The following is a 25,260-nucleotide window of genomic DNA, read 5'->3' on the forward strand; positions in this document are numbered from 1 at the left end:
CTTTTTGCTTTTTACCATTTCTGTAGCAAACTAACCAACAAAACTTTTTACATAAAGCCTACAACAATTTAGCAATTTAACAGGTGAATTAATAACCATATTGCTTATTTTAGCGCAAAATTTAATTAAAGTGGAGATACTAGACTTATTAATTAGGCTGCTTACCGATACCAAAGATACTTTAAGCGCAATTATCTATGAATATAGAACTTGGACTTATCTTATTCTTTTCATGATTATTTTCGCAGAAACAGGTTTTGTAGTTACTCCTTTTTTACCCGGCGACTCGATGCTGTTTGCCATGGGAGCAATTGTGGCTGCTGGAAATACAGGTTTAGATATTTGGTTTTTGTGCTTTATTTTAACTGCCGCTGCAATTTTAGGAAACACTGTAAATTATAGACTTGGTAAGTATTTTGGGGTTAAGGTGTTTAAAGAAGATAATAAAATTTTGAAATTGAAATATTACCATCAATCTCACGAGTATTTTGAGAAGCACGGTGCTGTAGCTATTGTTTTTTCAAGGTTTTTGCCAATTTTTAGAACAATAGCACCTTTTGTTGCAGGTGCAGCTAGAATGGAGTTTGGTAAGTTTACACTTTACAATATTATTGGTGGTTTTGCTTGGATTTTTAGTTTGTCTTTTGCAGGTTACCTGTTGGGCAAAATTCCATTTGTAGAGAAAAACTTTGAAGTAATTATTGTAATTATTGCAGTAGGCACATTTGCTCCGGTAATTATTGCAGCTTTGAAATCTTTGTTTAAAAAGAAAGAGAAAATAGAGGATAACGATACGGCTTTATAAGTCATTTCCCATTATTTTGAGGGAAGCAGAGCGAGGAGAAACCTAGCATTTTTATTTTAAGCTAGCTTTCTCCTTATTCTTTGTCAGAAATGACAATACCCTCTTTTAATACTCCCTTCCAATAATTTTCCCTTCCTGATATTTTTTATCAACTTTTTCGGTTTGCTGCTTGTCTTCAATAGTAGCCTCAATTCTAATCATATTTCTGAGGTCTGGTTGCCCAGCATCAACCCAGGCCGAAAACCAAAAGGAACCAACTTTTAGAATAGAAGAACGCATTTGGCGCTCTACCATGCCATTCATTAGGTCTTGGTAGGCCTTGGTGTAGGCCATTGAATATTGTTTCATTACATTTTGGCCACGCATAGAAAAGTCGTATTTCTGGTCAGATGGAAAAGTTTCGCTCAATTTCTTTTCAAAAGTTAAAACGGTATCTACCATGGTGTGCGAATTTTTAACGATGGCCCAGGCTTCTTTTAAAGGGTTTTCAATGTAAGTGGCTTTGCCCACTAATAAATTGTAATTTTTTGCAAATAACTCTGGCACTCTCGATTCCCAAAATCCATGGATACCAACCTGATTTGTTAGCTGTCCGTTGTAGTTGCGGGTGGTGTGTAAAGGTACGTGTGCATCGCCAACGTAATGGCCCAAATCTGCCGAATATCTTAATATTTTAAGCGAATCCCTTTCTTTAAAGGCCCTTACTAAATTGTTATAGGTGCGCACTATTTGCCATGGCACGGTCCCTTCTTTCGCTAAATGCTTGGCTCCATACTTATTTACGGCATCGTTCCACTTTTCAGGAATACTGTCGATATGATTTTCGTAATTTTCTACATCAATGAAATGTCTGGGAGCTTCGGCAGTATCAGCGTACCTTCTTTTATCAGGATCAACCGCATGTTCGGTAATGTATTTATGGTTGTTTTTATAAAAACCAATCATGCCTTCGGGCAAGGTGAAAATAGCCAGTTGGTTAATTCTTTTGTGTGCAAAAAAACCCCAAGAAGAAAATAATAATGTAACGCCAAGAAGTAAGGCACAGAAAGCAAGCTTTTTCATCTTCATATATTTTATGAGCAAGGTAAAAATAAGAAAAACACTTATTTATCGGTTAACTATAATAACTATTTATCCTGCCAATTAATCGAATGCTCTGGCCAAAATACCTATATTTGCTTCAAAATTTTAATCTTATGCAAGAAATAAAAAAATATGTAGAAGATAATAAGCAACGTTTTTTAGACGAGCTTTTTGAACTGTTGCGTTTTCCATCGGTAAGTGCCGATCCGAAATATAAGGGCGATGTATTAAAAACTGCAGACTTTGTAGCGCAAAAACTAAAAGAAGCCGGTGCAGATAAGGTAGAAATATGCCCAACCGCCGGATACCCTATTGTATATGGTGAAAAAATAATAGATGCCAGTTTGCCTACAGTATTAATATACGGGCATTATGATGTGCAGCCAGCAGATCCGTTGGAGCTGTGGCAAACTCCTCCTTTTGAACCAACAATACGCGATGGTAAAATTTATGCTCGTGGTGCTTGCGATGATAAGGGACAGTTTTATATGCACGTTAAAGCATTTGAACTAATGATGCAAACCAATACTTTGGCCTGCAACGTGAAGTTTATGATAGAGGGAGAAGAAGAAGTAGGTTCGGCAAACCTTGGCATTTTTGTGAAAGCTAATGTAGAGCGTTTAAAAGCCGATGTGGTTTTAATTTCTGATACTTCGATGATTAGCATGGAAAACCCTTCGATAGAAACGGGCTTAAGAGGTTTGGCTTACATGGAGGTAGAAGTAGTTGGGCCAAATAGAGATTTGCACTCTGGCGTTTACGGCGGAGCGGTTGCAAATCCGGCAACTATACTGTGTAAAATGATTGCTTCGTTACACGATGAAAATAATCACATCACTATTCCGGAGTTTTACGATAAGGTTGTGGAGTTGAATGATGCCGAGAAAGAGGCATTAAATGCTGCTCCTTTTGATTTAGAAGAATATAAAAAAGATCTAGCTATTGATGCAGAGTGGGGCGAAAAAGGTTATTCGACCCTAGAACGTACAGGCACAAGACCAACTTTAGAAGTAAATGGTATTTGGAGTGGATACATTGGTGAAGGAGCAAAAACAGTATTGCCAAGTAAAGCTAATGCTAAAATTTCGATGCGTTTGGTGCCTAATCAAAATTCTGATGAAATTAGCGAGATTTTTGCAAAACACTTCGAGAAGATTGCACCAAAAGGCGTAAAAGTAAAGGTAACGCCTCACCATGGTGGCGAGCCAGTGGTAACGCCTACAGACAGTGTGGCTTACAGGGCTGCAGAGCAAGCTATTTTAGATAGCTTTGGTAAAAAGCCAATCCCAACACGTGGCGGTGGTAGTATTCCAATTGTAGCATTGTTCGAAGATGTACTTGGTATTAAGTCTGTATTGTTTGGCTTTGGTTTAGATAGCGACGCCTTACATTCGCCAAACGAGAAGTACGATGTTTATAATTATTATAAAGGAATTGAAACATTGCCTTTGTTTCATAAGTATTATGCCGAACTAAGTAAATAATGAGGTATTAAATATATTGTTTTGAAGCTTAAAAGCCTTTCCATCTTACGGAAAGGCTTTTTTTGTTTACAGCTATTTAAGTTTTATTTAAAGAAAAATACTTGGATGAGGTAATTCCTCGCAAATACTGTTGTAAATTAAAAGCTTTGTTTTTAAATGGTTTGTTAATGAATGTTAACCTTTTTAAAGTTTTCTTTAATAATTTGTTAATGATGTGTTTAAAGTGCAATGCTAGGTTTGCCATTAATTAATTTCAAATTCTTAACTAAATACTAATGATTGCTAAAAAACTATTTTCTCTGTTTATGTGCTCTTTGGAGCTTTTTTTATTGAAAAACCTTTTCGCTTATTAAAAAGGCTTTTTTTTGTCCTTTAAGTTTCAAAACGTTTTTTTTTACTTTTATTTTGTTTTTTAATATTAAAATAATTTACTTTGAGTAGTGTTGCATTTCCACGATGCGACATTATTTTAACCAAAGTATAAACCAAACTTATCGTCATGCAAAAAAAGTGTCTCATAGGTTTTTCAAGGTACGGTGTATTTTTTCTGTTCTTATTAACGCTAGGTGCGTTAGTAGAGGTTAAGGCGCAGCAAAATGGAACTGTATCGGGGAAAATTTCTGATGTAAACGGCATAGCGCTTACGGGTGCAAGTGTCAAAGTGGTACAGCTAAATCGGGTTGTAACTACAGATGTTTCTGGAAATTATAGGGTGCAAGTTCCCGCTGGCGTTTATACGCTCGAAGTTTCATTTATTTCTTTTGTTAAACAGAAAAAAGAACAAATAGTGGTTAAGGCCGCCACTACTACAAGTGTAAACTTTACTTTACAGGAAGATAGGAGCGTGCTAAATGAAGTGGTAGTAACTGCGTTAAATATAGAACGTGATAAAAAAGCCTTAGGTTATGCCGTTACTACCATTGGCAACGAGCAGCTTACCGAAGCCCTTTCCAATAACTGGACCGATGCACTTTCTGGAAAAGTAGCAGGTTTAAATCTTGTTCGTTCTAACAGCGGCCCTACAGGCTCTGCTTCTATTATTTTAAGGGGAGAGAACAACCTAACGGGTAGCAACGATGCACTAATTGTTGTTGATGGCGTTATTATTAACGGCGGTAGCGGTAGAATGAGCGGTGGTTCGGGTGCCTATTTAGACGAAACCGTTGTGGGCTATGGCAGTAGTGTAGAGGATATTAATCCGGATGATATTGAAAATGTAACCGTACTTAAAGGGCCAGGTGCGGCAGCATTATATGGTTCTAGGGGTGCAAACGGAGCAGTAATTATAACTACTAAATCGGGCAAGGCTAAGCAAAAAGGTATAGGTGTTAGTATAAATAGTAACACCGCCTTTGCTACCATTAACCGTATGCCTTCGTTGCAGTACGAATATGGGCAAGGGGTAGATGGAGCTAATTATTTCTCTTACGGAGCGTCGGTAGATGGGGCCGCTACAAACAGAACCACCAATGCTTATGGGCCAAAGTTTAATGGTCAGTATTTCTTTCAGTATGACCCAGTAACTAATGCGCAGGCTACCGAACGTACACTTTGGAGGCCTTATAAGAAAGGAGGTTTTAACGATTTTTTTGAAACCGCTAAAACATTTACAAATAGCGTAAGTATTGATGGAGGAACGGATAAAACTACCGCTAGGTTTTCCTATACCAATGTGGGCAATACTTGGATAATTCCAAACACGGGCTACGATAGAAATACCGTCGCATTATCTGTTAATTCTAAGCCATCAAAAAATCTTCAAATTAGTTCTAAACTTAATTATACCAATAAGGTTTCTGATAATTTACCAGCAGGTGGATATAACAATCAATCTATCATGTACGGTTATATTTTTTGGGCACCAAGTGCTCCTATTTCGTGGTTGCGAAACTATTGGGTGCCAGGCAAAGAAAATATTACCCAAAACACACCATTAACTTCGGGGCCAGATAATCCTTATTTAATTTCATACGAGATGTTGAATAAGCAGAACCGTAATTCGGTAACAGGTAATGTTTCGGCTACTTATCATATCGCTAAAGATTTCAGTTTAATGATTAGAACTTCGGTTGATTTAGCTAATGATGCCCGTTCGCAGCAACGACCGTTTGATACCGAGAAATTTAAAAAAGGAATGTACCGTACACAAGATATTACTTCCAGAGAAGTTAATAGTGATTTCTTGTTGAAATATAAAACTAAGTTCACAAAAGATATTACTGTTGATGCATCGGTAGGTGGTGCTGCATTAAGAAATTCTTACAACAAAAATGAAGTAAGGGCAGACTCGCTACTATTTCCAGGGGTGTTTACTTTTGCAAATAGTGCCGGCCCATTGTGGACCAGCCCATACAGGTCAAGCTATGCTATCAACAGCTTATACGGTTTGGTTTCTACGAGCTACAAAGATTATTTATTCTTAGATGTTACGCTTAGAAACGATTGGAGCAGTTTATTGGCAAGTCCTACTAGCCGAGAAAACGTTTCAATTATTTACCCTTCCGCAAATGCAAGTTTTATCCTTTCGCAAGTAGTTCTTTTGCCAAAGCAAATCAGTTATCTTAAGTTGAGGGCTTCGGCATCGGGTGTGGGTAGTGGAGGTAATACGCCTTACAATACAGCATTTTCTTTTTTAGCCGACCCTGCTTATTCTGGAGGTTTATATAATCCTTCTAGGTTAAAAAATCCAAATCTTAAACCTTTATACACTTATAGTTACGAGGCAGGTATAGAGCTACAGCTTTTTCATAACAGAATAGGTTTAGATTTGGCAGTGTACACCGCCGATACAAAAGATCAAATTCTTTACTCCTTGTTAGACCAATCTGTTGGTTTTAGGGATATTGTAGTAAACGCTGGAAATGTGCGTAATAAAGGAATAGAAATAGCATTAAATGGTACGCCAGTTAAGGTTAGAAACGGATTAACTTGGAATATTAATACTACTTTTTCTGCGAATAAAAATAAAATCATTGAGCTTTCCGATTATTTAGAATCGTTTACATTACAAAACGGTCCGGGTAGTAATGGTTTTATTGTTGCCAATGTTGGCGGTAGTATGGGCGATTTGTATGGCCGTGGCTATCTTCGTTCTCCAGATGGTCAGATTGTTTACAACAGCGGTATGCCTGTGCTTTCAGACGATTTGTTAAAGCTGGGAAATACCATGCCGCAATGGAAAGGAAGTATTCAAAATCAATTCAAGTACAAAAATTTCTCTATGGGATTTCTTTTTGATGCCCAATATGGCGCTGTAGCCTATTCGTTAACCCAAGGTAAAATGGCAGTACAAGGAAAAACCACCTCAACGTTGCCGGGAAGATATAACGGCATTGTAGGCGATGGTGTAATGCGCAATCCGGATGGAAGCTATAGCCCTAATACAGTAGTTGCAGAAGATTTGTCTGCCTACTACGATGCTCATTTTGGCACCAGTAATGTAGAGGGCGCTACTTTTTCTACTGATTTTATAAAGTTAAGAGAGGCTAGACTAGACTATACGCTAAAAGCGAAAGCGGCAAAGAAACTAGGTTTGCAACGAGCAACATTAGGTGTTTTTGGCAGAGATTTGTTTATTTGGTCAACATGGCCAGGCTTCGACCCAGAATTCGGAACATTAAGTGGTTCAGAGATCAATAGAGGTTTCGAAACGGGACAGTTTCCCTCAACAAGAACATTTGGGGTTAATTTAATTGTAGGATTTTAACAATAAATCACATGAAGAAGATAAAATATTTCATAGGGATTGGTTTAAGCGTAACATTGCTGTCCCTTTCATGTACAAAGAATTTTTCGGAACTAAACACAGATCCGAATACTTCGGAAAAGGTGCTGGCCGAAAATTTATTGGCACGAGCGTTGGTAAAGACTGTAGAGAACAATATGAATCGTAGCCGCACCATTACTAACGAATTAATGCAGGTAACTGTAAATACATTGGTAGAAACCGATCGAATATTTAGATACGATATTAGACGTAATATTCCGGAGGCTCCATGGAACAGTTGGTATGCGCAGTTAACTAATTTTAAGGATATTTATAAATTTGCCAAAGAAAATAACGCTGATGAAAACAATAGTAAGACCTATATGGCAATTTCGCTAATTTGTCAGGCTTGGGTGAGTTCTATCATTACCGACACCTTTGGAGATGTGCCTTATAGCGAGGCTAACATGGGTAAAGAAGGTATTTATGCGCCAAAATTCGATCTTCAAAAAGATATTTATGCAGATATATTTGCGAAGTTAGAAGAAGCAAATACCTTGTTGAAAACAACTACCAAAAACGTTAATTCTATATCAGACCCTGTTTATAAAGGAAATGTAGCCTTATGGCGTAAATTTGGTAATTCGCTGTACTTAAGGTTGCTGATGAGGGTTTCGGGTAAGGCAGAGGTGGCCGCTAATGCCGTAGCAAAAATCAAAGAAATGGTAGATCAAAATCCGGCCAATTATCCGCTTATTAATTCTAACGACGAATCTGCCATTTTGAAATGGACTGGAGTACCTCCTTATAATTCGCCTTTTGCCAATATGCAAAATTCAGATTGGCGTTATCCAAAAGCTTGTAGCTTTTTTGCTGATAAATTAGACTTTTCTAATGATCCATGTACAAGCAAATGGCTAACCACCTATAATGGCTCGTATGAAGGTATCCCGAGTGGTTATACCTATGGCGAAACACCAGAAACCAGATCTTACTTGCAATACCTAACTACCGAACCGCTGTTGGGTAATATGCTAAATTATGCAGAAGTACAGTTGTTATTGGCAGAAGCGGCAATAAAAGGTTGGGTAACTGCAAAAACACCTAAAGAATATTACGAAGCGGGAGCTACTGCCCGAATTACACTTTGGGGGCGCAGTGTTGGCTCTTACTTAAGCGGCACTTTAATAGCTTGGAATGATGCTGATGCAATTCAGGACAAAATGGAGAAAATTCATTGGCAAAAATATTTAGCGTTGTTTTATACAGATATGCAAGTTTGGATTGAATATCGTAGAACCGGCCATCCGGTATTGCCTAAGGGGCCAGGTTTAAGAAACAATGGAATGATGCCTAATAGACTGTATTATCCTGTTTCTCTTCAGGCAACTAATGTTACCAACTATAATAAAGCCCTTGCCATACAAGGACCAGATGATTTGGATTCGATGAGTTGGTGGCAAAAACCATAGCAAAAAATAAACCTTAACTACAAAAGGATGAAAAAGATATTCTTATTTTTCTTAGTGTTGGCTGGCTTAGCTTTCACTATTTCATGTAAAAAAGAAGAAAAGGTTACTGGAAAACCCAGCCCTTTGATTTCTGTAACAGACATTAAATCGATGTTTAATGAAAGCCCATTAGTGTTAAAGGCCGAAAATATGATGGGAGCCACTAGCATTTGTGGTATCGTTATCTCTGATCCGGTAAATGGTAACTCGCCTGATGGACTGGTAATTGTGCAAAGTTATCGCCGTAAGCAATTAAGAGGCATTGCCTTAGCTTTAGGTGCTGAGGCGAGCCAGTACACCGCAGGCGATTCTATTGTGGTAAAAGTGGATGGCGCAACGCTGGAAAGAGTAAATGGAATGCTACAGATTACCAAATTGCAAAGTGGAGCAATAGCAAAAATATCTGCCAATAATGAGCAGAAAACAAATGTTATAGGTACTAATTTTTCCGAGCTGCTTAAAAATACCTCCTTATATGAAAATACCCTAGTTAAGTTACAGAACGCTATTTTTGATAGTTCTACAGGTACTACCACTTATGCTGGTGATCATATAATTACCGATTTTTTTAATAATGTAACTTTACGTACCAATGCACAAGCTACTTTTGCCTCGGAGGAGATTGCTAATTTTGCCGATTATATTGGCATTGCCTATCCTTTTGTTGTAAATGGGGCTGCGTCTGCTTACATACAAATAAGAAGTTTAGCTGATGTGGCACCAAAGGTAATAGAGCCTTATAGACCAGGGCAACTGTATGCTAATTTTCCTGAAGGCTGGGAAGTGGCAAGTTCAATTGCCGCAAAAACATCGGCTTCGGGAGGTAATAAATCGGAACATAAAACAGGTGTTTGGAACATGACGGGATCTGCCTATATTTTAACTGGAGCACAATTTAAAAAAGATGCCAGGGCTGCAATGTTTCCAGTTACCGCCGCAGAAATTAGTATGAATTTTGATGTGCTGTATGGTGCTTCTAAAGTGTCGTTCTATTATGCTATTGCCAACCCAACTAATGCAAATGATATGAAAGGAGGCAAGGTACAGGCATCTTATTCTGTAGATGGCGGGGTAACCTGGGTTGATTTAGGACCGAAATTAGAAGTGCCTACTTCCAATCTTGCTAACCTATATTTTGCAGAGTACACCCTTGATATTAGAGGTCCCTTTAGATTAAGGTTTGTGCCAGATCCAGGTTATGGCCGTGTGGCCATTGATGATATTGCCATTTATCAGAATTAATTTTTCATAAAAAGGTGCCTGTATATTACAGGCGCCTTTTAATAATTTTCAAAAATGATTTCTTATTCCATTTTATCGGTATTTAATCCAAACAGGAAGATAATTGTTCTTTATTCTTTTTTGTGCTTTGTGTTGCTTGGTGCGGGTTATAAGCACTTTGGTGCTAATGATAAGCAAGCAATTGCCTTTACCCAAGCGGCCAAAGATAAATACTTTCAAATTGCTGTTTTAGGCGACACCCAATATTATACCGCCGAGAAATATGGTGGTAGCATGAACATGTTCTATAATCAGATTGATTGGATAACCGCCAATGCTGAGCAAGAAAAAATAGCTTATGTGGTGCACGTTGGAGATATAACTGACCACGGCGATGCTAAACCTATAGAATGGGAGAGGGCTAAAGATGCGATGTATCGTTTAGAGAAACCGCGTCCAGGTTTGCCGCATGGCATTCCTTATGGTGTGGCAGTTGGTAATCACGACCTTAGGCCTAACGGCGATCCTAATGGTACAAAAGAAGGTTACACTAAATATTTTGGGAGAGATCATTTTAAAGGTAGAAACTATTACGGCGGCTCTTATAACGATGAAAGCTCTAGCGCCAATCACTACGATATTTTCTCGGCAAATGGAGAAAGTTTTATTGTGCTTTATTTAGTGTTTAATGAAAAAAGCAGTAAAAACCAGTTTTACGATGCCAAATTAGAGGAATCTGTTTTTAACTGGGGCGAGAAAGTATTAAAAGAACATGCGGATAAAAAGGCAATTATTGTAAGTCATAGTATTTTAAAGAAAGACAATTCTAGCAACAGCAATTTTGTTGCAGGCGAGGGTAACACGCCTAAGAAAGGTCTTTTCACCTCGCAAGGCAAAATGATTTTTGAGAAGTTTAAACATTCGTCGAATGTTTTTATGATGCTTTGTGGGCATAGAAGCGGCGAGGCCTATCGGGTAGAAAATTATAATGGAAGAACCATAAAAATCTTCTTGACAGATTATCAATCTAGGAGAAACCCACCTCACGGAGAAACCGATAGAAACGGAGGTAACGGCATTTTAAGGTTAATGAAATTTGACCAAGCTAATCAAAAATTACAGTTAAGAACTTTTATCCCTCAAAAAGATAATTTGTTAGAAGAAACAGATGAGGATAGTAACTTCTCGACATCACTTTATAAATAATAATGAAGAAATCGGCATTTTTTCTGTTTTTAGTACTGCTATTGGCTTTTGCCAGTAGTAAAGCGCAACAGCCGCCTAATACTTTAAAAGTTTTAGATTACAATTCGCTTCATGGTTTTAATGGCGATAGCTTAATACGTGCGAAATACATTTCTTGGGTAAAAACTGTCGCTCCTGATGTAGTGATGTACCAAGAAATGATTGGTTTTTCTAAAGCCGAACTTAAAACGTTTGCTAAAAAGTACGGTCATTCTTTTTCGGTAATTATGAGTAAAGAAACGGGTTACGATGTAACGCATCCTATAGCGATAACCTCTAAATACCCTCTTGATAAAGTTGAAATGCATAATGATAAAATGTGGCATGGGTATGTGTATGCCCAAATAAAAAACCTACATTTTATTGCTACCCATTTAGCGCCATTTACCCTAAAGGACAGACAGCAGGATATCGAGCTAATTTTGAACAAGGTTAAAACCTTTCCTAAAAGTGCAAAGGTGTTAGTAGGAGGAGATTTTAATTCGTTTGCAAGATTTGATTCCGCAAATTATGATGAGAAATTGCTTAATTCAATGTTGCGTTTAGAAGGAAGATTGGAGCCAAAAAGTGGCACACCTATCGTTAAAAATAGAACAATCTATCGAAATAACCTTAACAATGGCGCTATAGATTTTTCGGTAACAGATAAAATGATTGACGCAGGTTTTGCAGATGCTTATTTCTTTCTACATAAATCTTTTAAAAATAGCGTGCCTGTAAAAAGCCAAATGAAGAAGAATTCCATCTTGAGACGAGTAGATTATATCTGGGTTAATAAGCCCTTGGCAAAAAAAATGGTATATGCCGATATTATTCAAGACAGTATTACCCATGTTATTTCCGATCATTACCCTACTGTAGCAACGTTTAAGCTAAATTAATATGAAAAATATTCTTAATTATAGATTGCTAATTGTTCTTGTCTTGCTAACTATGGTGCAATTGCCAAAAGTAATGGCACAAGGTAAGAGGCTTAACACGTTGAACATACAGTCAAGCACAGATTTAAAAGATTTCTTTAAGTACACCGAAGATCGTATTCCATTAATATGTGGGCACAGAGGTGGTGCGCAAGAGTTTTATCCCGAAAATTCGATAGCGGGCTTAGCGTACATACTCTCAAAAATGCCTGCTTTTTTTGAAATTGATCCACGACTTACCAAAGATAGCGTTGCTGTGGTATTACATGATGCAACACTAGACAGAACAACTACTGGTACTGGTAAACTGTCTGATTACACTTGGGAAGAGGTCAAAAAAATGAGATTGAGAGACCGAAAGGGCAAGATAACCCCTTACAGGGTGCACACCTTAGACGAAGTTTTGCAATGGGCGAAAGGCAAAACTATTTTAATGATAGATAAGAAAGATGTACCGCTGCAACAACTTTATGAAAGCATTAAAAGAAATAAAGTAGAAGCTAACGTTTTAATTTCTGCTTACACACCAGAAGAAGCTGCTTTCTATTTTGCTAAAGATAAAAATCTAATGTTCGAAATATTTGTATCTAACGAAGAGAAATTGAAGCAATACGAGGATACCGGCATTCCGCATGAAAATATGGTAGCCTATGTTGGGCAACCTAAAAAGAAAAGCTTTTATAATTTATTGCACAGTAAAGGCATGATGATATTTGTTTACACTGCTAAGGTAATGGAGAAGGAGAAAGATGAAGACATAAGGACGCAGTCGTATAAAAAAACAATTACCAGTGGTGTAGATATTCTTTTAAGCGACAGGGCTTTGGAGGCTTATGATGCTGTGAAGGAGTTTTATCCTAAAACAAGTACAAAAAGTAAATATTTTATAGACAAAAAACGTTAACCATTAATGATCAAGAAAAATTTCATTGCTTTTTTAGCACTTGTTTTACTTTCCATACAGCTTAACGCTCAAGAAAAGTTGGGCAAGCCCAAAGTTGTAATAGGTATCGTTTTAGATCAAATGCGTTGGGATTATTTATATCGTTTTCAAGAGCGGTATGGTAAAGATGGTTTTAGACGCTTACAAAACGAGGGCTTTTCTGTAGAGAATACCTATATTAACCATACGCCATCAAAAACAGCAGTAGGCCATGCAACCATTTTTACCGGCTCGGTACCCGCCATTCATGGTATTACGGCCAATACTTGGGTAGAAAGATTTACCAATAAAAAAGTTTATTGTGTAGCAGATAGTACTGTAAACGCAGTGGGCATAGCCAACGAAACTGAAAGTGATGCAGACGGTAGTGGCGGTCAAATGTCGCCACGTAATTTATTGGTTAATACCATTACCGATGAATTAAGGTTAGCTACTAACTTCCGCTCAAAAGTTGTAGGTGTTTCATTAAAAGATAGGGCTGCTATTTTACCCGTAGGCCATAATCCAACTGCTGCTTTTTGGTTTGATGATAATTCTGCAAAATTTATAACCAGTTCTTATTATATGAACCAGTTACCTGATTGGGTAAATAAGTTTAATAATCGTAAAGAGCCAGAAAAACTAATGTCTCAAAATTGGAATACATTATATCCAATTAATACTTATAAGCAAAGTTCGGCAGACGATGTGAAATGGGAAGTTTTATATAAAAATCAAAAGAAAAGCGCTTTCCCTTACGCATTGCCAGAAATTTATAAAGCCAGCAAGGCTGCTTTAAGGAGTACCCCTTTTGGTAACGATTTAACTTTAAATTTTGCTAAAGCAGCTATTGAAGGGTATCAGTTAGGTAGGGGTGCTGAAACAGATTTTTTAACAATTAACCTCGCTTCAACTGATTATGTTGGGCATCAGTTTGGGCCAAATTCTGTTGAGATAGAAGATCTTTATTTAAGGTTGGACCAGTCTTTGGCAGCCTTTTTTAAGTATTTAGATGCTAATCTAGGGAAAGGCAATTATACCCTGTTTCTAACAGCCGATCATGGCGTTGCCCATAATGTAGATTTTTTAGAAGAGAATAAATTGCCAAACGGATTGCTAAAGGTTAGCTCTTTTAGAAAATCATTAAACGACCACTTAACAAAAAAAATCAATGTAAAAGGTTTGGTTAGTACCACAGCCAATTATAGCGTTTATTTTAACATGGACAGATTGGAAGGGTTGGATTTTGAGAAAGTTAAGGCCGAAGCAATTTTATTTTTAGAGCAGCAGCCCAATGTGCAATTTGCGGTTGATGTAGATCGTATAGACAATGTTTCGTTGCCCGAGCGTATTAAAACAATGATTGTAAATGGTAACAATAGAAAACGTACGGGGCAAATTTTTATAGTTGGACAATCGGCTTACTTAGATGCCTCAAAAAGAAGTGGTGGGGTACACGCTGCTTGGAACCCCTACGACACGCATATTCCTTTATTGTTTATGGGCTGGGGCATTAAGCAGGGCAGTACAAATAAAGTTTATCATCAAAATGATATTGCCATAACTATAGCCAATTTGTTGAAAATACAGCCAGCAAATGGAAATGTAGGCGTGCCAATTGTAGAAGTTTTAGGAAAGTAAGTTTTTATACGATGAAAGGAAGAAGAAATTTTTTAAAAAGCGCAGCGCTATTATCGGTTTTGCCAGCGATCTCTTTAGAAGCAATGGCAGATAATGACTCCGCAGCCGGTGCAAAATTTAGGGTGCTAACAGCTAATATTAGAGTAGATTTAAAGGAAGACGAAGCCAAAGGCTTAGGCTGGAAACAACGAAGAGATTTTTGTATAGAAGTTATAAAAAAGTATAAGCCAGATTTAGTAGGTTTTCAAGAGGTGTTTTATCAGCAAGCCATAGATCTGCGAAAAGCATTTAAAGATTACTATTTTTTAGGCTACGATGGCCCAGAAATGGCTGGTGTTACCGAGTATGCGGGTATTGCTAAAAACCCATTGCTAATTAAAAAATCTAGATTCGAATTGCTGTCCGTTGGTTCTTATTGGTTGTCAGAAACGCCAAATGTTGCAGGTAGCGAATCGTGGGGAACGTATAGAGCTCGACACGTTAATTATGCAATTTTAAGAGACCAGGTTAACGGTAAAGATTTTAGGTTTATAAATACGCACCTTACTACCAAAACTACCGATACAAAGGTTAAACAGGTAGCAATGATAGTGGCCGATTCGAAACAATACAAAGAACGTTTTCCTCAAATTTTAACAGGAGATTTTAATTCGTCGCCCACTAGCGAGCCAATAAAGCTAGCTACCGATAATCAATTTATTGATGAGTTTAAAATAATTAACGGAACGCAAAATGCCGAAGCTACAGGGCATGGCTTTTTAGGTGAAAAATATCAAGAAGTTAAAGGGAAAGCAGGTAATAGAATAGATTATATTTTTACTAGAGGAGATATCAAAGCAACAACATGTGCGCTTATTAAAGACAAGAAAAACGACATGTATCCGAGTGATCATTTTTTTATGTATGCCGATATGACAATTTAATCAAGAACAATTTTACGAATTGGAATTGACGCCATTTTAATGGTGCAGTGGATTTTTATGTCTAAAATTTTTGAGATAAAATATTAAATAAATCAAAATATAAACCTTTAAATCAAAATGTTATGAAGAAAATTTTACTTTTAAATGCATTGTTTTTTTGTTTGGCGATGCAGTCTTTTTCCCAGATTATCATTACTGGTGTAAAAAGAACAGTGACTGGTAGTACAGATGTTACCAGTACTGGTAATTGGTATGAATATGTTCAGTTTAGAGCAACAGAAAATATTACTTTTTTTAGCGGAGGAGATTATGTGGATAAAAAATTTATTATTGCGCTTGCGAGAAACTCTGGGTCAACGCCCAAAGGATGGATAAATGCTGATGCGACTAGTACGAGTTATGTATTTACCATTACGCCAGCTAGAGCTAATTTTACTTCTTTAAATAAAGGAGATTATTTTTACCTCACGGGCAACGATCCAAAATTGAATGGAAGTACTAGTTTAGTTACAGGTGACGATTTTTCTACGGCGAAATTGGTAAAGCTAGATCCTACTGTAAATGGGGATATACAAGGGGCAGGTATAACTAATCCGAGTAATGCTAGTAATTCTGGGTTTTTCCCAAACACACATCCTTCTGGTATTGCAGTTTTTATGGTGGATAAGGCTTCATCTATAGATTCTGATACAAGACCAATAGATGCCATTTTTTTTGGTGAAGCTACAGGAACGGGCTTAGGAGCGAACAAATTAGTTGATGCATTGAATGCTGGTTATACGTTACCTACCTATAATAATAATAATGATGCAAAATATTTTAATGTTAATAATGCTGATGGCAATTCTTTGTATATTACGCTAGGTACGGCAGGAGGTGATGCGGTTAAGTTTGTGCAATTTGGTGGCGATTATAATACTACTTTAAAAACTTGGAATGTGCCGCGTTCGCTCGCAAATAATATTGCGGTATCAACTATAACTTCGAAAGCTATTTTAGAATCTGTTGTCGGAGCAACTACTCTTCCAATAGTATTAAAATCTTTTACAGCTAAAGCATCTAATCAAGGCATTGAGCTAAACTGGTCAACTGCTTCTGAATTAAATAACGATTATTTTGAGATTTTGCGTAAACAAGGCGAAGACTTTGTAGCAATTAGTGGTAAAATAAAAGGTGCGGGTACAACTTCTACCCTTCAGCAATACCAATTTATAGATACTAAACCTGCGGCGGGTGTAAATTATTACAAATTGGCTCAGGTAGATTTAGATGGCAAAATAAACCAAAGCAATGTTGTTTATGCTTACGGTAATTTAGTTAAAAATTCTATTAAGGCTTCTTATAATAAAGGTAATTTAACGGTTGATTTCGATGCTTCGAAAGTAGCAAATGTTAAACTAGACGTAGTTGATCTAAATGGAAAAACAGTATATAGTGTATCTGCTAATACAATAGTTGGTTCAAATACCGTTACTAATAGCTTGAATTTAGTTTCGGGGGTATATGTAGTTAAACTAACTGTTGGTGCTGAGCGTTCTACGGCTAAATTTGTTGTAAACTAACTCTTTTAAAAAGATATACCACAGAAAAAGGCTCCAATTTTTGGAGCCTTTTTCGTTTTCTACTTCATAGCGGTAGTTAAATCTTTTGGTCTTGTCATGGTTTCGGTATAAACATTCCCAAACCTGTCGGTAACCTTAATGGTGATAGGTGTTGTGGCGCTATTGGCTTTTGCCTTAAAGAAATGCGCATTTAGGTTGCTTACAAAATCTTCAGTAGGGTCGGCATTAACATTTAAGCGCAAAGCTTCATACGAAATGATGTGCAAGGGGTCTTTAGTTCTAACCCTAGTAACGGTTAGTGGTGCGCCATTTTCTAATATTTCTACAGTCCAATTTTTATCGTAGTTCCAAACGTTAACTAAAATTTCGTTGTTGGTGTTGGCTACATCATAAGGAGAAGCAAAAGATGGTAATTTGGCAGCAAAGATATCGTTTGCCTTTGAGGCATATTTAGCTGCGGTAATATGTACTTTGTTTAAATCGTAAGCTCTAAATTGGTAATTTTCATCGTAGCCAATAGATTTATACCTCCATTGGTAGGTTGTGCCGTTAAATTTCCAAATTTCATATCCCCCTGGGGTGCCATCTTTACTAATTTGGTTGCCTGCATAGCCATTTCTACCAGTCCACCACCAAGTGGCACAAATAGCAGTAGTGTTGTGCTCCATTAATTTAGCGTTATAGGCGTAATTAAACGAATAATGAGTGTGACCGGTAATTACATGAACATCATTAAAACTAGAAAACATATTAATGAAACTAGTGGCGCCCGTTAACCTTGGTGTCGAAGTTTCGGTTTGCCCGCTTAAGGTTGGGTTGTTGTATAAATTAATGTGCATCGAAACAACAATAGTGGTGTTTTTATCGGTAAGGGTATCCAAGTCTTTTTGTAACCACGCTAGTTGATCAGCAACAATAACACCATTGTAATTTCTTCCACCTTGTGTGCCCTGTGCCCCTCCTGTGTTTAAATATTGAATATCATCTAAAACAATATAATGTACTTTTCCAATGTTGAAAGAATAATAGGTAGGCCCCAGGTTTCCTCTAAAAGCAGTTTCTGCATTCCAGTCATCGGCTATGTAAGGGTTGTTGTCATGGTTGCCCATGGTATGAAAAATTGGAATGTCAATAGGACGCATGGTGTTTACATAGTCTGTTAAACCAAAGTTGTTATCGTACCAATAAGCATCCCAGCTCATGTCTCCTAAGGTTAAACCATACACTTTATAGCCTTCGCTTTTGTATTTGGCAATTGTAGCCTTGGCGTCATTTAAAAAACCATTTTGAAATTGGGTAATATCGTTGTTGCGGTTAGCTAAATGCATATCGCCCAAAGCAAGCATAATGTGTTTGTTGTTATCTACGGCCTTTAATTCAAAATCTGCATACTCTACTGTTTGTGCATTTGCGCTAAAGTTCTTGTAAAAAGCAGGCAGTATATTGTTTTTGCTTTCTACTTCGTAGCCACTTGGAATAGAGATAAACACAAAGTTTTTGGTTTTGTTAGACGGCAGGTAGTACACGCCGTTCTCATCGGTTTTGGTAACTTCCACACCATCAGAAACTATCACGTTTGCAATGCCTACGCCCGCAGCAAATACCGTCCCTTTAACGGTCATTCCCGCTTTATCTGGAATGTTGGCAAACGGGGTGTCTATAGTACTTGAGCCCAAAAGTAGGCTTTGTGTGCCGCGTACTATAGAAATACGATAAGTGTTTGGCTTAACACCAGCTGGAATAGTAAAAGTACAGTTGTTGGCCGTTACGGCTTTAAGCTCAATGGTAAAGTTTATAGTGGCATCTGTTAATGCGGTAAAAATCAATTTGTCGCCTAGGGCATAACCTCCTCCTTGAAAAGAAAAATCGCTCGAAGTGGTAAAACTAAGGTTACTTGGAATTATGGCATTTGTAATCTTAAGCGAGTTACTTGTTGGGGGAACAGGCTCAGGGCTTTTTGCTTTTTTACAACCAAAAACGGTTAGGCCAATTCCTGCAACGGTGGTGCTAACCACAAAATCTCGCCTCGAAATAGTTTTTCTATTTTGGTTTTCTTTCTTTTTGTTCATTTTTAGTTTTTATTTGGTTTATAAGGCTGCTAATGTTAAACTAAAATAATAAATAAAAACTTAAACTTCATTGCTTTGTTGTTTTTTGTTTCATTTTTTAATATTGGATAATTCTTGTGGTTTATTATTTAACCATACCTTAACAGTGAATTATTGCTAAAATGTTTTTGTTTTTTATGGTGCTTTTGTGTTAATCCACGCTTTTTGAGGGACTGAATCGTGTGCGTTTATTTGTTGAAGCTTGATGTTTATCGTAATTTTACTTTCTTGAGAACTCTTCTTTTTTGTTCAATTTGGTTTTAACGATATTTAATTTTATTAAATTTTCTTTTATTTTCTTTAATTTTTTCTTTTATTTGAAAAAGGAATTATAATCTAAACCAAATTTAAGTATGAGCAATTCTGCTGTCGGCCTTTTAGCAAAGATTGGAATGCCGCGTCATCTAGCTTGGGGCTACTTGGGTATTCTTGTCTTTATGATGGGGGATGGGGTAGAACAAGGTTGGCTTAGTCCGTACTTAATTGAAAAAGGAATGTCACTTGGGCAGTCGGCCGCGTTATTTACGGCTTATGGTGTCACTATTGCTATTTCTGCGTGGTTTTCGGGCGTATTAACAGAAGGTTTTGGCCCTCGAAAAACAATGTCTCTTGGTGTGTTGCTATATATTATTGGTACGGTAGGTTTTGTAGGTTATGCTTTGCCAAATCTTAATTTTTGGGTAATGATTGTTACCTATGCCATTAGAGGCTTTGGTTATCCGCTGTTTGCGTATTCTTTTTTAGTTTGGATTACTTATCGCAGTCCAAAAGAGAGGTTGGGCGCTGCGGTAGGCTGGTTTTGGTTTGTTTTTACCGGTGGATTGAACGTTTTTGGAGCCTACTACGCTTCTTGGGCTATAGGTGGCTTAGGTTATTTTAATACTTTGTGGAGTTCTATTTTTTGGGTTTTGCTAGGCGCTTTCTTAGCGTTGGTAATTAATAAAGATAAATTTCAAGTGGTGGCAACTTCATCAAATACTAAAAGCAACGAGTTGATGAAGGGAATCACCATTATGAAAAATGAACCCAAGGTGTTATTGGGAGGATTAGTAAGAATTATTAATACCACAGCGCAATTTGCATTTCCTGTTTTTTTACCAACTTATATGGCGGCACACGGATTATCTACCGTGGCTTGGTTGCAAATATGGGGTACAATTTTTATGGCCAACATCGCTTTTAACCTAATATTTGGTTTTGTTGGCGATAGTTTGGGTTGGCGCAACACCATTAAATGGTTTGGAGGTGTGGGCTGTGCCTTAACCACCCTGTTGTTTTATTATTCGCCGCAGTTGTTTAATGGTAATTACTGGTTAATAATGGCTAGTGGTGTCTTATGGGGTGCTTTATTGGCAGGTTATGTACCACTATCGGCCTTGGTGCCATCGTTGGTAAGTAAAGATAAAGGTGCGGCCATGGCTGTGCTTAATTTGGGCGCTGGTTTATCGGTTTTTGTAGGGCCAGCTTTAGTGGGCTTGTTTATTGGTCAAATAGGCAGTGGAGGTATGGCATGGATGCTGGCTTTGTTGTATCTTGTAAGTGCCTTTTTAACACATTTTATTAAGCTCCCAGCTCCAGCTTTAATTAAAGAAAATATGTAGATTATTAGGGATATTTATTATATGAGAATTCTAATTACTGCTCCTTATAACGAGATAGGGAGAAAATTTATTGAAGAAAACCTAGGGGAGGTGATTTATGAGCCATGGAAGAAGCAAGGCAGGGCTTACCATGAGGATGAGCTAATAAAGCTGCTTGCTGTCTCAAATGCCGATGCCTTGATTACTGAGCATGATCATGTAACCGAAAAGGTAATCAGCTTAAACCCTCATTTAAAGTTTATTGGCGTATGTCGCGGCACTCCATCAAATGTGGCTGTAGATAGGGCCAATGAATTGGGTATTCCGGTGTTTCATACGCCGGCACGTAATGCGCAAGCAGTTGCCGAAATGTGGATTGCTACCGTAATTGGTTTTATGAGGAAGTTGATTCCTAGCAGAGCGTGGTTGGTAGCTAAGAATTGGGGCGAGGGGGCGCATACTTCTTATTTACAGTTTAAAGGAAACGAGCTGGCCAATAAAGTGGTAGGTATGGTTGGTTTCGGTGCCGTTGGTCAACGAGTTGCCGAAATGTTAAAGCCCTATCCTTGTCCTGTTAAGTTTTACGATCCTTTTATAGAGAATTACGATTCTGATTATCAAAAGACAACTTTAGAAGATTTATTTGCTACCTGCGATATTGTTTCTATTCACCTGCCCGTTAACAAACATACCATTGGCATGATTAACGCTGAGCTGTTAAATAGCATGCGTAAAGATGCCATTTTTATTAATACAGCAAGGGCAAGCGTGGTAGATAGAAATGCTTTGATTGATGTAGTAACCAATAACAAGATTGCTGGCGCTATTTTAGATGTCTTTGATCACGAACCGCCAGATGAGCTAGACTATCGGTTAATTACTGCAGAAAATGTATTGGCAACACCGCATACGGCTGGCGCAACTTTCGAAGTAGAAGACCATCACGTAGCTATTTTAAATAAACAATTAGAGGCTTGGAAAGAAACTGTTTCACTGGCTAAAGCCTAATATTTTTAATTATGACAGAAGCTTATTTAGTTGTTGATATTGGTACTGGTAATGCTCGGGTTGCTTTAATTGCAACCAATGGCACTATTCTAGGTGTAAACACACAAGATATTCAGTACCAAAAAGACAGCCTTTATCCAGATGCCTTGCATTTCGATCCTGCTTTTTTATGGCAGCAAATAGAAGAAATGTCTTTATCCCTCCTGCAAACCAATAACTGTAAAGTTTTAGCGGTTACAGCTTCTAGTCAAAGAGAAGGAATTGTTTTGGTTGATAAAACCGGAAAGGCTTTAATAGGCATGCCTAATATCGATCATAGAGGTAGAGAGTGGGATGATTTAATGACTGATAAAGCTAAAATTTATCAGTTAGCAGGAAGATATCCAACTTCGCTTTTCTCGGCATTAAAAATAGTAGGTATTCAAAAAAGAAGACCAGAAATAGCAAAAGAAATCGGTGCTGTGTTAAGCATTAGCGATTGGGTAGAGTTTGTTTTTAGTGATGTTTTGCACTTTGAGCATTCTCATGCTTCAGAAACTTTGCTTTACGATGTAGAAAGACAAGAATGGTCTGATGAGTTAGTGCGTGTTTTTAACATCGACAAAAATGTTTTACCGCCACTAACTGCTTCGGGAACGGTATTAGGCAAAGTAAAACCTGCCATTGCAAATCAGCTAGGCTTAAATGCCGATGCTGTAGTAATAGTTGGCGGTGCCGATACGCAATTGGCTGCGAAAAGTACCCAGCCCGCTACCAACGATGTGGTAATTGTTTCTGGAACTACTACGCCAATTATTAAAATCAGTGAAGTTTACGAAACAGACCAACAGCAACGTAATTGGACTGGCAGACATGTTGAACCGAATACTTTTATGGTAGAAACCAACGCCGGTGTAACAGGCTTAAACTACCAACGCTTAAAAGAAGTGTTTTATCCAAACGAAACCTATGAAGTGGTAGAAAAAGAACTGGAAGAAGTGGATGGAAGTAATTGCGTAGCTTCCCTAGGTTCTTTGGTTGCTTCAGAAAAAACACCAATTCTAAAAGGCGGTTTCATTATAGACGCCCCGGTTTCGCATCTTTTAAAAAGAGCCGATTTTGTTTTTGCCACCTTATGGGATATTGCTTGCAGCATTAAAGAAAATTACGATTGTTTAGATGAGATTTCTAAACACGATAAAGATTATGTGCTGGCTTGTGGTGGCGGTGTGCAAAGTAAAAAACTACGTCAGCTAATAGCTAATTTGACAGGTAAAAAAGTTATTGTTTGCGATACTTACCGTCAATCGTCGGCTATTGGTGGGGCATTAATCTGCAACCAAGCATTAGGTAAACCACAATTAAATAGAGTAGTAATAGACGAAACGCTCCCAAATTTTTCGTCAACAGATAAAGCGAATTACAATGCTTGGAAACAGGCTAGGAAATCATTTAGAGAGGTATTAAGTTAAGATGCAAGACGAAGCTTATTTTTTAGGTGTTGATGTAGGTACGCAGGGCGTTAGAGTGGTGCTGATTGATGTAAATGGCGAACTTCTTTTTGAAGAGGGCAATGTTTTTCAGTTGAATGAGCAATCGCGTCAAGAACAATCGCCAGCAGAGTGGTGGCAATGTTGCGAGACTTTGATCAAAAAAATGGTTATGGAGCTTAGCGATAAATTAAACGTGAGTAGCATTAAGTCTGTAGGCGTAACCTCAACATCGGGCACCGTAATTCCTTTAGATGCAAATCACCAGCCTTTGCATGGCGCAATTATGTACAGCGACAAACGTTCTGAAGAAGCTGGCAAAAGTTGTATCGAAGCTTTTAAAACAAATCATAATAAAGGTTTCGGTGGTTTTAATTCTTCTAGCGGCTTAGCCAAAATGGTGTGGTTTGTACAAACTTATCCAGAAAAAGCTGCCCGTTTAGCAAAATGGATCCATGCAGCAGATTTTATTACGGGAAAGTTGAGCGGGCAATGGGGAATTACCGATTATACCAATGCCTTTAAGTCGGGTTACGATGTAAGTGCTTTAAATTGGCCAAACTATATCTCAGAGAAACTTGGCATTAAAAAAGAATGGCTGCCACAAGTTTTAGCTTCTGGGGCGGTTATAGGTGGTATAGATGTTCAACTGGCCGAAACCTTGGGCCTATCTTCATCAACCTTAGTTACAGTAGGCTTAACCGATGGCTGCGCTTCTCAAATTGCTGCCGGGGCAATTAAACCAGGCGATTGGAATACCACAATAGGTACAACTTTAGTCCTCAAAGGAGTTACTAAATCAGAAATTATCGATCCCTTAAATAGAATTTACAGCCATAAACATGCTATGGGCACCTATTGGATGCCAGGTGGCGCAAGTAATACCGGGGCAGATTGGGTAAGCACGCAGTTTGCAAATACAGATTTGAATGCGTTGAACAAGAGTGCGGCGCAATTAATCCCTACGGGAAAAATTGTATATCCTTTATTGCAAAAAGGAGAGCGTTTTCCAATTTTAGCACCTCAGGCTTATGGTTTTGGTGGTGATGATTTAACCGACGAAGAAAAATTTGCAGCATCTATGGAGGGTGTAGCCTATCTAGAACGCTATGCTTACGAGTTAGCCGAGCATTTGTCGGGAGAAAATGTTGATGTAGTTTACACTGCTGGTGGAGCCAGTAATAGTGAGGTATGGCTAAAAATTAGAAGTGCTGTTCTTAATAAGAAAATTGTAAAAATGAAATACGTTTCGGGGGGTGTTGGTGCGGCCATTCTATCGGCTTCAAAAACCTATTTCGAAAATGTTATAGCTGCTGTTGCTAAACTAACCATTGTAGAAAAAGAGGTTACTCCAGATGCTACCCTTGTGAAAGCTTACCAAGAAAACTATCAGCAGTTTTTGCAAGAATTTGTAGAAAGAGGATTTATAACAAAAGAAGAAATTTATGCTTAATGTATATTTATTACGCCACGGCGAAACACAGTTTAATGCCGATGGGAACCGTTACTGTGGCCGTACAGATATTCCTTTAACAGCTAAGGGAATTGCACAGGCAAACGCGGTATTTGAGCAGCTAAAGGGTAAAAAAATTGATGCCGTATATTCGTCGCCATTAATGAGGGCCAATCATACGGCCAAAATTGCTGCTGGTAGCGAAAGCGTTACGGTAGATGAGCGTATTATCGAAATAGATTTTGGAAATTGGGAAGGAAAAAGGAGGGAAGAGTTTGTGGCAGAAAATCCAGGTTTATGGCAGCTGTGGAGCGATAACCCAGCAGTAAATGCGGCTGGCGGAAATGGTGAAACTGCTAGCCAAGTGGTTACTCGTGTAGATAACTTCTTTAAAGAAATGTTAGCTAAACACAAAGACCAAACCATTATGGTGGTTGGCCATAACGGTATCAATCGTTTGTATATGGCACATAAATTAGGTATGCCATTAAAAAACTATCGTAAAATTGTACAGCATAATTCTTCGTTAACTTTTTTTCAATTAGATACCGATGGAGAACTTACACTAGAAAAACTAAACGCAACAGCATAATTAAGTGCAATAGAATCTAACCAAATA

General features: G+C 37.8%; 18 protein-coding genes. 16 read left to right on the top strand and 2 right to left on the bottom strand.

The window, feature by feature from the left end; all coding sequences use genetic code 11:
- The first annotated feature begins 130 nt into the window (after nt 1–130).
- The gene (locus tag B3I52_RS13205) at nt 131–805 is read left to right on the top strand and encodes a VTT domain-containing protein (RefSeq protein ID WP_414691881.1); all 675 of its coding nucleotides are present in this window, start codon (nt 131–133) and stop codon (nt 803–805) included.
- Nucleotides 806–910: 105 nt separating this feature from the next.
- On the opposite strand, the gene B3I52_RS13210 is transcribed toward B3I52_RS13205, so the two are convergent.
- Nucleotides 911–1,867 (bottom strand): zinc dependent phospholipase C family protein, encoded by a 957-nt coding sequence (locus B3I52_RS13210; RefSeq protein WP_293301971.1) that lies wholly within the window; start codon nt 1,865–1,867, stop codon nt 911–913.
- Between the two features lie 134 nt (nt 1,868–2,001).
- Here B3I52_RS13210 and B3I52_RS13215 point away from each other — a divergent pair, with 134 nt between their 5' ends.
- The 10 genes from B3I52_RS13215 (at nt 2,002) to B3I52_RS13260 (ending at nt 17,023) form a co-directional block, all read left to right on the top strand.
- Complete coding sequence (locus B3I52_RS13215) at nt 2,002–3,372, top strand: dipeptidase (RefSeq protein ID WP_293301973.1); 1,371 nt, start codon at nt 2,002–2,004, stop codon at nt 3,370–3,372.
- Between the two features lie 499 nt (nt 3,373–3,871).
- Nucleotides 3,872–7,078: a SusC/RagA family TonB-linked outer membrane protein gene (locus tag B3I52_RS13220; protein ID WP_293301975.1), complete on the top strand. Its 3,207-nt coding sequence runs from the start codon at nt 3,872–3,874 to the stop codon at nt 7,076–7,078.
- 11 nt (nt 7,079–7,089) lie between these two features.
- Nucleotides 7,090–8,550 (top strand): SusD/RagB family nutrient-binding outer membrane lipoprotein, encoded by a 1,461-nt coding sequence (locus B3I52_RS13225; RefSeq protein ID WP_293301977.1) that lies wholly within the window; start codon nt 7,090–7,092, stop codon nt 8,548–8,550.
- Nucleotides 8,551–8,577: 27 nt separating this feature from the next.
- On the top strand, nt 8,578–9,831 hold the full coding sequence (locus B3I52_RS13230) for a DUF5689 domain-containing protein (protein ID WP_293301979.1): 1,254 nt from the start codon (nt 8,578–8,580) through the stop codon (nt 9,829–9,831).
- A gap of 54 nt (nt 9,832–9,885) precedes the next feature.
- The gene (locus tag B3I52_RS13235; protein ID WP_293301981.1) at nt 9,886–11,016 is read left to right on the top strand and encodes a metallophosphoesterase; all 1,131 of its coding nucleotides are present in this window, start codon (nt 9,886–9,888) and stop codon (nt 11,014–11,016) included.
- A gap of 2 nt (nt 11,017–11,018) precedes the next feature.
- Nucleotides 11,019–11,936: an endonuclease/exonuclease/phosphatase family protein gene (locus tag B3I52_RS13240; RefSeq protein ID WP_293301983.1), complete on the top strand. Its 918-nt coding sequence runs from the start codon at nt 11,019–11,021 to the stop codon at nt 11,934–11,936.
- A 1-nt stretch (nt 11,937) separates the two neighbouring features.
- Nucleotides 11,938–12,879, top strand: a complete 942-nt coding sequence (locus tag B3I52_RS13245; RefSeq protein ID WP_293301985.1) for a glycerophosphodiester phosphodiesterase family protein — start codon at nt 11,938–11,940, stop codon at nt 12,877–12,879.
- Nucleotides 12,880–12,885: 6 nt separating this feature from the next.
- A complete protein-coding gene (pafA, locus tag B3I52_RS13250; RefSeq protein ID WP_293301986.1) occupies nt 12,886–14,538 on the top strand; it encodes an alkaline phosphatase PafA in 1,653 nt (550 codons plus the stop codon).
- Between the two features lie 11 nt (nt 14,539–14,549).
- Nucleotides 14,550–15,461, top strand: a complete 912-nt coding sequence (locus B3I52_RS13255) for an endonuclease/exonuclease/phosphatase family protein (protein WP_293301988.1) — start codon at nt 14,550–14,552, stop codon at nt 15,459–15,461.
- Between the two features lie 122 nt (nt 15,462–15,583).
- Nucleotides 15,584–17,023, top strand: a complete 1,440-nt coding sequence (locus tag B3I52_RS13260) for a T9SS type A sorting domain-containing protein (protein ID WP_293301990.1) — start codon at nt 15,584–15,586, stop codon at nt 17,021–17,023.
- A 59-nt stretch (nt 17,024–17,082) separates the two neighbouring features.
- Here B3I52_RS13260 and B3I52_RS13265 read toward each other — a convergent pair whose 3' ends face one another.
- Entirely contained in the window at nt 17,083–19,092 is a 2,010-nt protein-coding gene (locus B3I52_RS13265) for a calcineurin-like phosphoesterase family protein (protein WP_293301992.1), read from the bottom strand.
- 392 nt (nt 19,093–19,484) lie between these two features.
- Here B3I52_RS13265 and B3I52_RS13270 point away from each other — a divergent pair, with 392 nt between their 5' ends.
- The 5 genes from B3I52_RS13270 to B3I52_RS13290 are packed head-to-tail and all read left to right on the top strand — an operon-like array spanning nt 19,485 to nt 25,233.
- Nucleotides 19,485–20,732: an MFS transporter gene (locus B3I52_RS13270; RefSeq protein WP_293301994.1), complete on the top strand. Its 1,248-nt coding sequence runs from the start codon at nt 19,485–19,487 to the stop codon at nt 20,730–20,732.
- Nucleotides 20,733–20,753: 21 nt separating this feature from the next.
- The gene (locus B3I52_RS13275; RefSeq protein ID WP_293301996.1) at nt 20,754–21,719 is read left to right on the top strand and encodes an NAD(P)-dependent oxidoreductase; all 966 of its coding nucleotides are present in this window, start codon (nt 20,754–20,756) and stop codon (nt 21,717–21,719) included.
- Nucleotides 21,720–21,730: 11 nt separating this feature from the next.
- Nucleotides 21,731–23,170, top strand: a complete 1,440-nt coding sequence (locus B3I52_RS13280; RefSeq protein ID WP_293301998.1) for an FGGY-family carbohydrate kinase — start codon at nt 21,731–21,733, stop codon at nt 23,168–23,170.
- A 1-nt stretch (nt 23,171) separates the two neighbouring features.
- Nucleotides 23,172–24,641 carry an FGGY-family carbohydrate kinase gene (locus B3I52_RS13285; RefSeq protein ID WP_293302000.1) on the top strand — a complete coding sequence of 490 codons (1,470 nt, stop codon included), beginning with the start codon at nt 23,172–23,174 and terminating at the stop codon, nt 24,639–24,641.
- On the top strand, nt 24,634–25,233 hold the full coding sequence (locus B3I52_RS13290; protein WP_293302002.1) for a histidine phosphatase family protein: 600 nt from the start codon (nt 24,634–24,636) through the stop codon (nt 25,231–25,233). The genes B3I52_RS13285 and B3I52_RS13290 overlap by 8 nt, the downstream gene beginning before the upstream one ends.
- Nucleotides 25,234–25,260: the final 27 nt, after the last annotated feature.

Source organism: Pedobacter sp. UBA4863, assembly GCF_002399615.1.
Lineage (GTDB): Bacteria > Bacteroidota > Bacteroidia > Sphingobacteriales > Sphingobacteriaceae > Pedobacter.

Bases quoted from the DNA above. Each gene is read 5' to 3' on its own strand.
- B3I52_RS13240 (WP_293301983.1), top strand. From the start codon at position 11,019: ATGAAGAAATCGGCATTTTTTCTGTTTTTAGTACTGCTATTGGCTTTT.
- B3I52_RS13275 (WP_293301996.1), top strand. From the start codon at position 20,754: ATGAGAATTCTAATTACTGCTCCTTATAACGAGATAGGGAGAAAATTT.
- B3I52_RS13260 (WP_293301990.1), top strand. From the start codon at position 15,584: ATGAAGAAAATTTTACTTTTAAATGCATTGTTTTTTTGTTTGGCGATG.
- B3I52_RS13290 (WP_293302002.1), top strand. From the start codon at position 24,634: ATGCTTAATGTATATTTATTACGCCACGGCGAAACACAGTTTAATGCC.
- B3I52_RS13215 (WP_293301973.1), top strand. From the start codon at position 2,002: ATGCAAGAAATAAAAAAATATGTAGAAGATAATAAGCAACGTTTTTTA.
- B3I52_RS13280 (WP_293301998.1), top strand. From the start codon at position 21,731: ATGACAGAAGCTTATTTAGTTGTTGATATTGGTACTGGTAATGCTCGG.
- B3I52_RS13270 (WP_293301994.1), top strand. From the start codon at position 19,485: ATGAGCAATTCTGCTGTCGGCCTTTTAGCAAAGATTGGAATGCCGCGT.
- B3I52_RS13210 (WP_293301971.1), bottom strand. From the start codon at position 1,867: ATGAAAAAGCTTGCTTTCTGTGCCTTACTTCTTGGCGTTACATTATTA.
- B3I52_RS13285 (WP_293302000.1), top strand. From the start codon at position 23,172: ATGCAAGACGAAGCTTATTTTTTAGGTGTTGATGTAGGTACGCAGGGC.
- pafA (WP_293301986.1), top strand. From the start codon at position 12,886: ATGATCAAGAAAAATTTCATTGCTTTTTTAGCACTTGTTTTACTTTCC.
- B3I52_RS13220 (WP_293301975.1), top strand. From the start codon at position 3,872: ATGCAAAAAAAGTGTCTCATAGGTTTTTCAAGGTACGGTGTATTTTTT.
- B3I52_RS13245 (WP_293301985.1), top strand. From the start codon at position 11,938: ATGAAAAATATTCTTAATTATAGATTGCTAATTGTTCTTGTCTTGCTA.
- B3I52_RS13255 (WP_293301988.1), top strand. From the start codon at position 14,550: ATGAAAGGAAGAAGAAATTTTTTAAAAAGCGCAGCGCTATTATCGGTT.
- B3I52_RS13230 (WP_293301979.1), top strand. From the start codon at position 8,578: ATGAAAAAGATATTCTTATTTTTCTTAGTGTTGGCTGGCTTAGCTTTC.
- B3I52_RS13235 (WP_293301981.1), top strand. From the start codon at position 9,886: ATGATTTCTTATTCCATTTTATCGGTATTTAATCCAAACAGGAAGATA.
- B3I52_RS13265 (WP_293301992.1), bottom strand. From the start codon at position 19,092: ATGAACAAAAAGAAAGAAAACCAAAATAGAAAAACTATTTCGAGGCGA.
- B3I52_RS13225 (WP_293301977.1), top strand. From the start codon at position 7,090: ATGAAGAAGATAAAATATTTCATAGGGATTGGTTTAAGCGTAACATTG.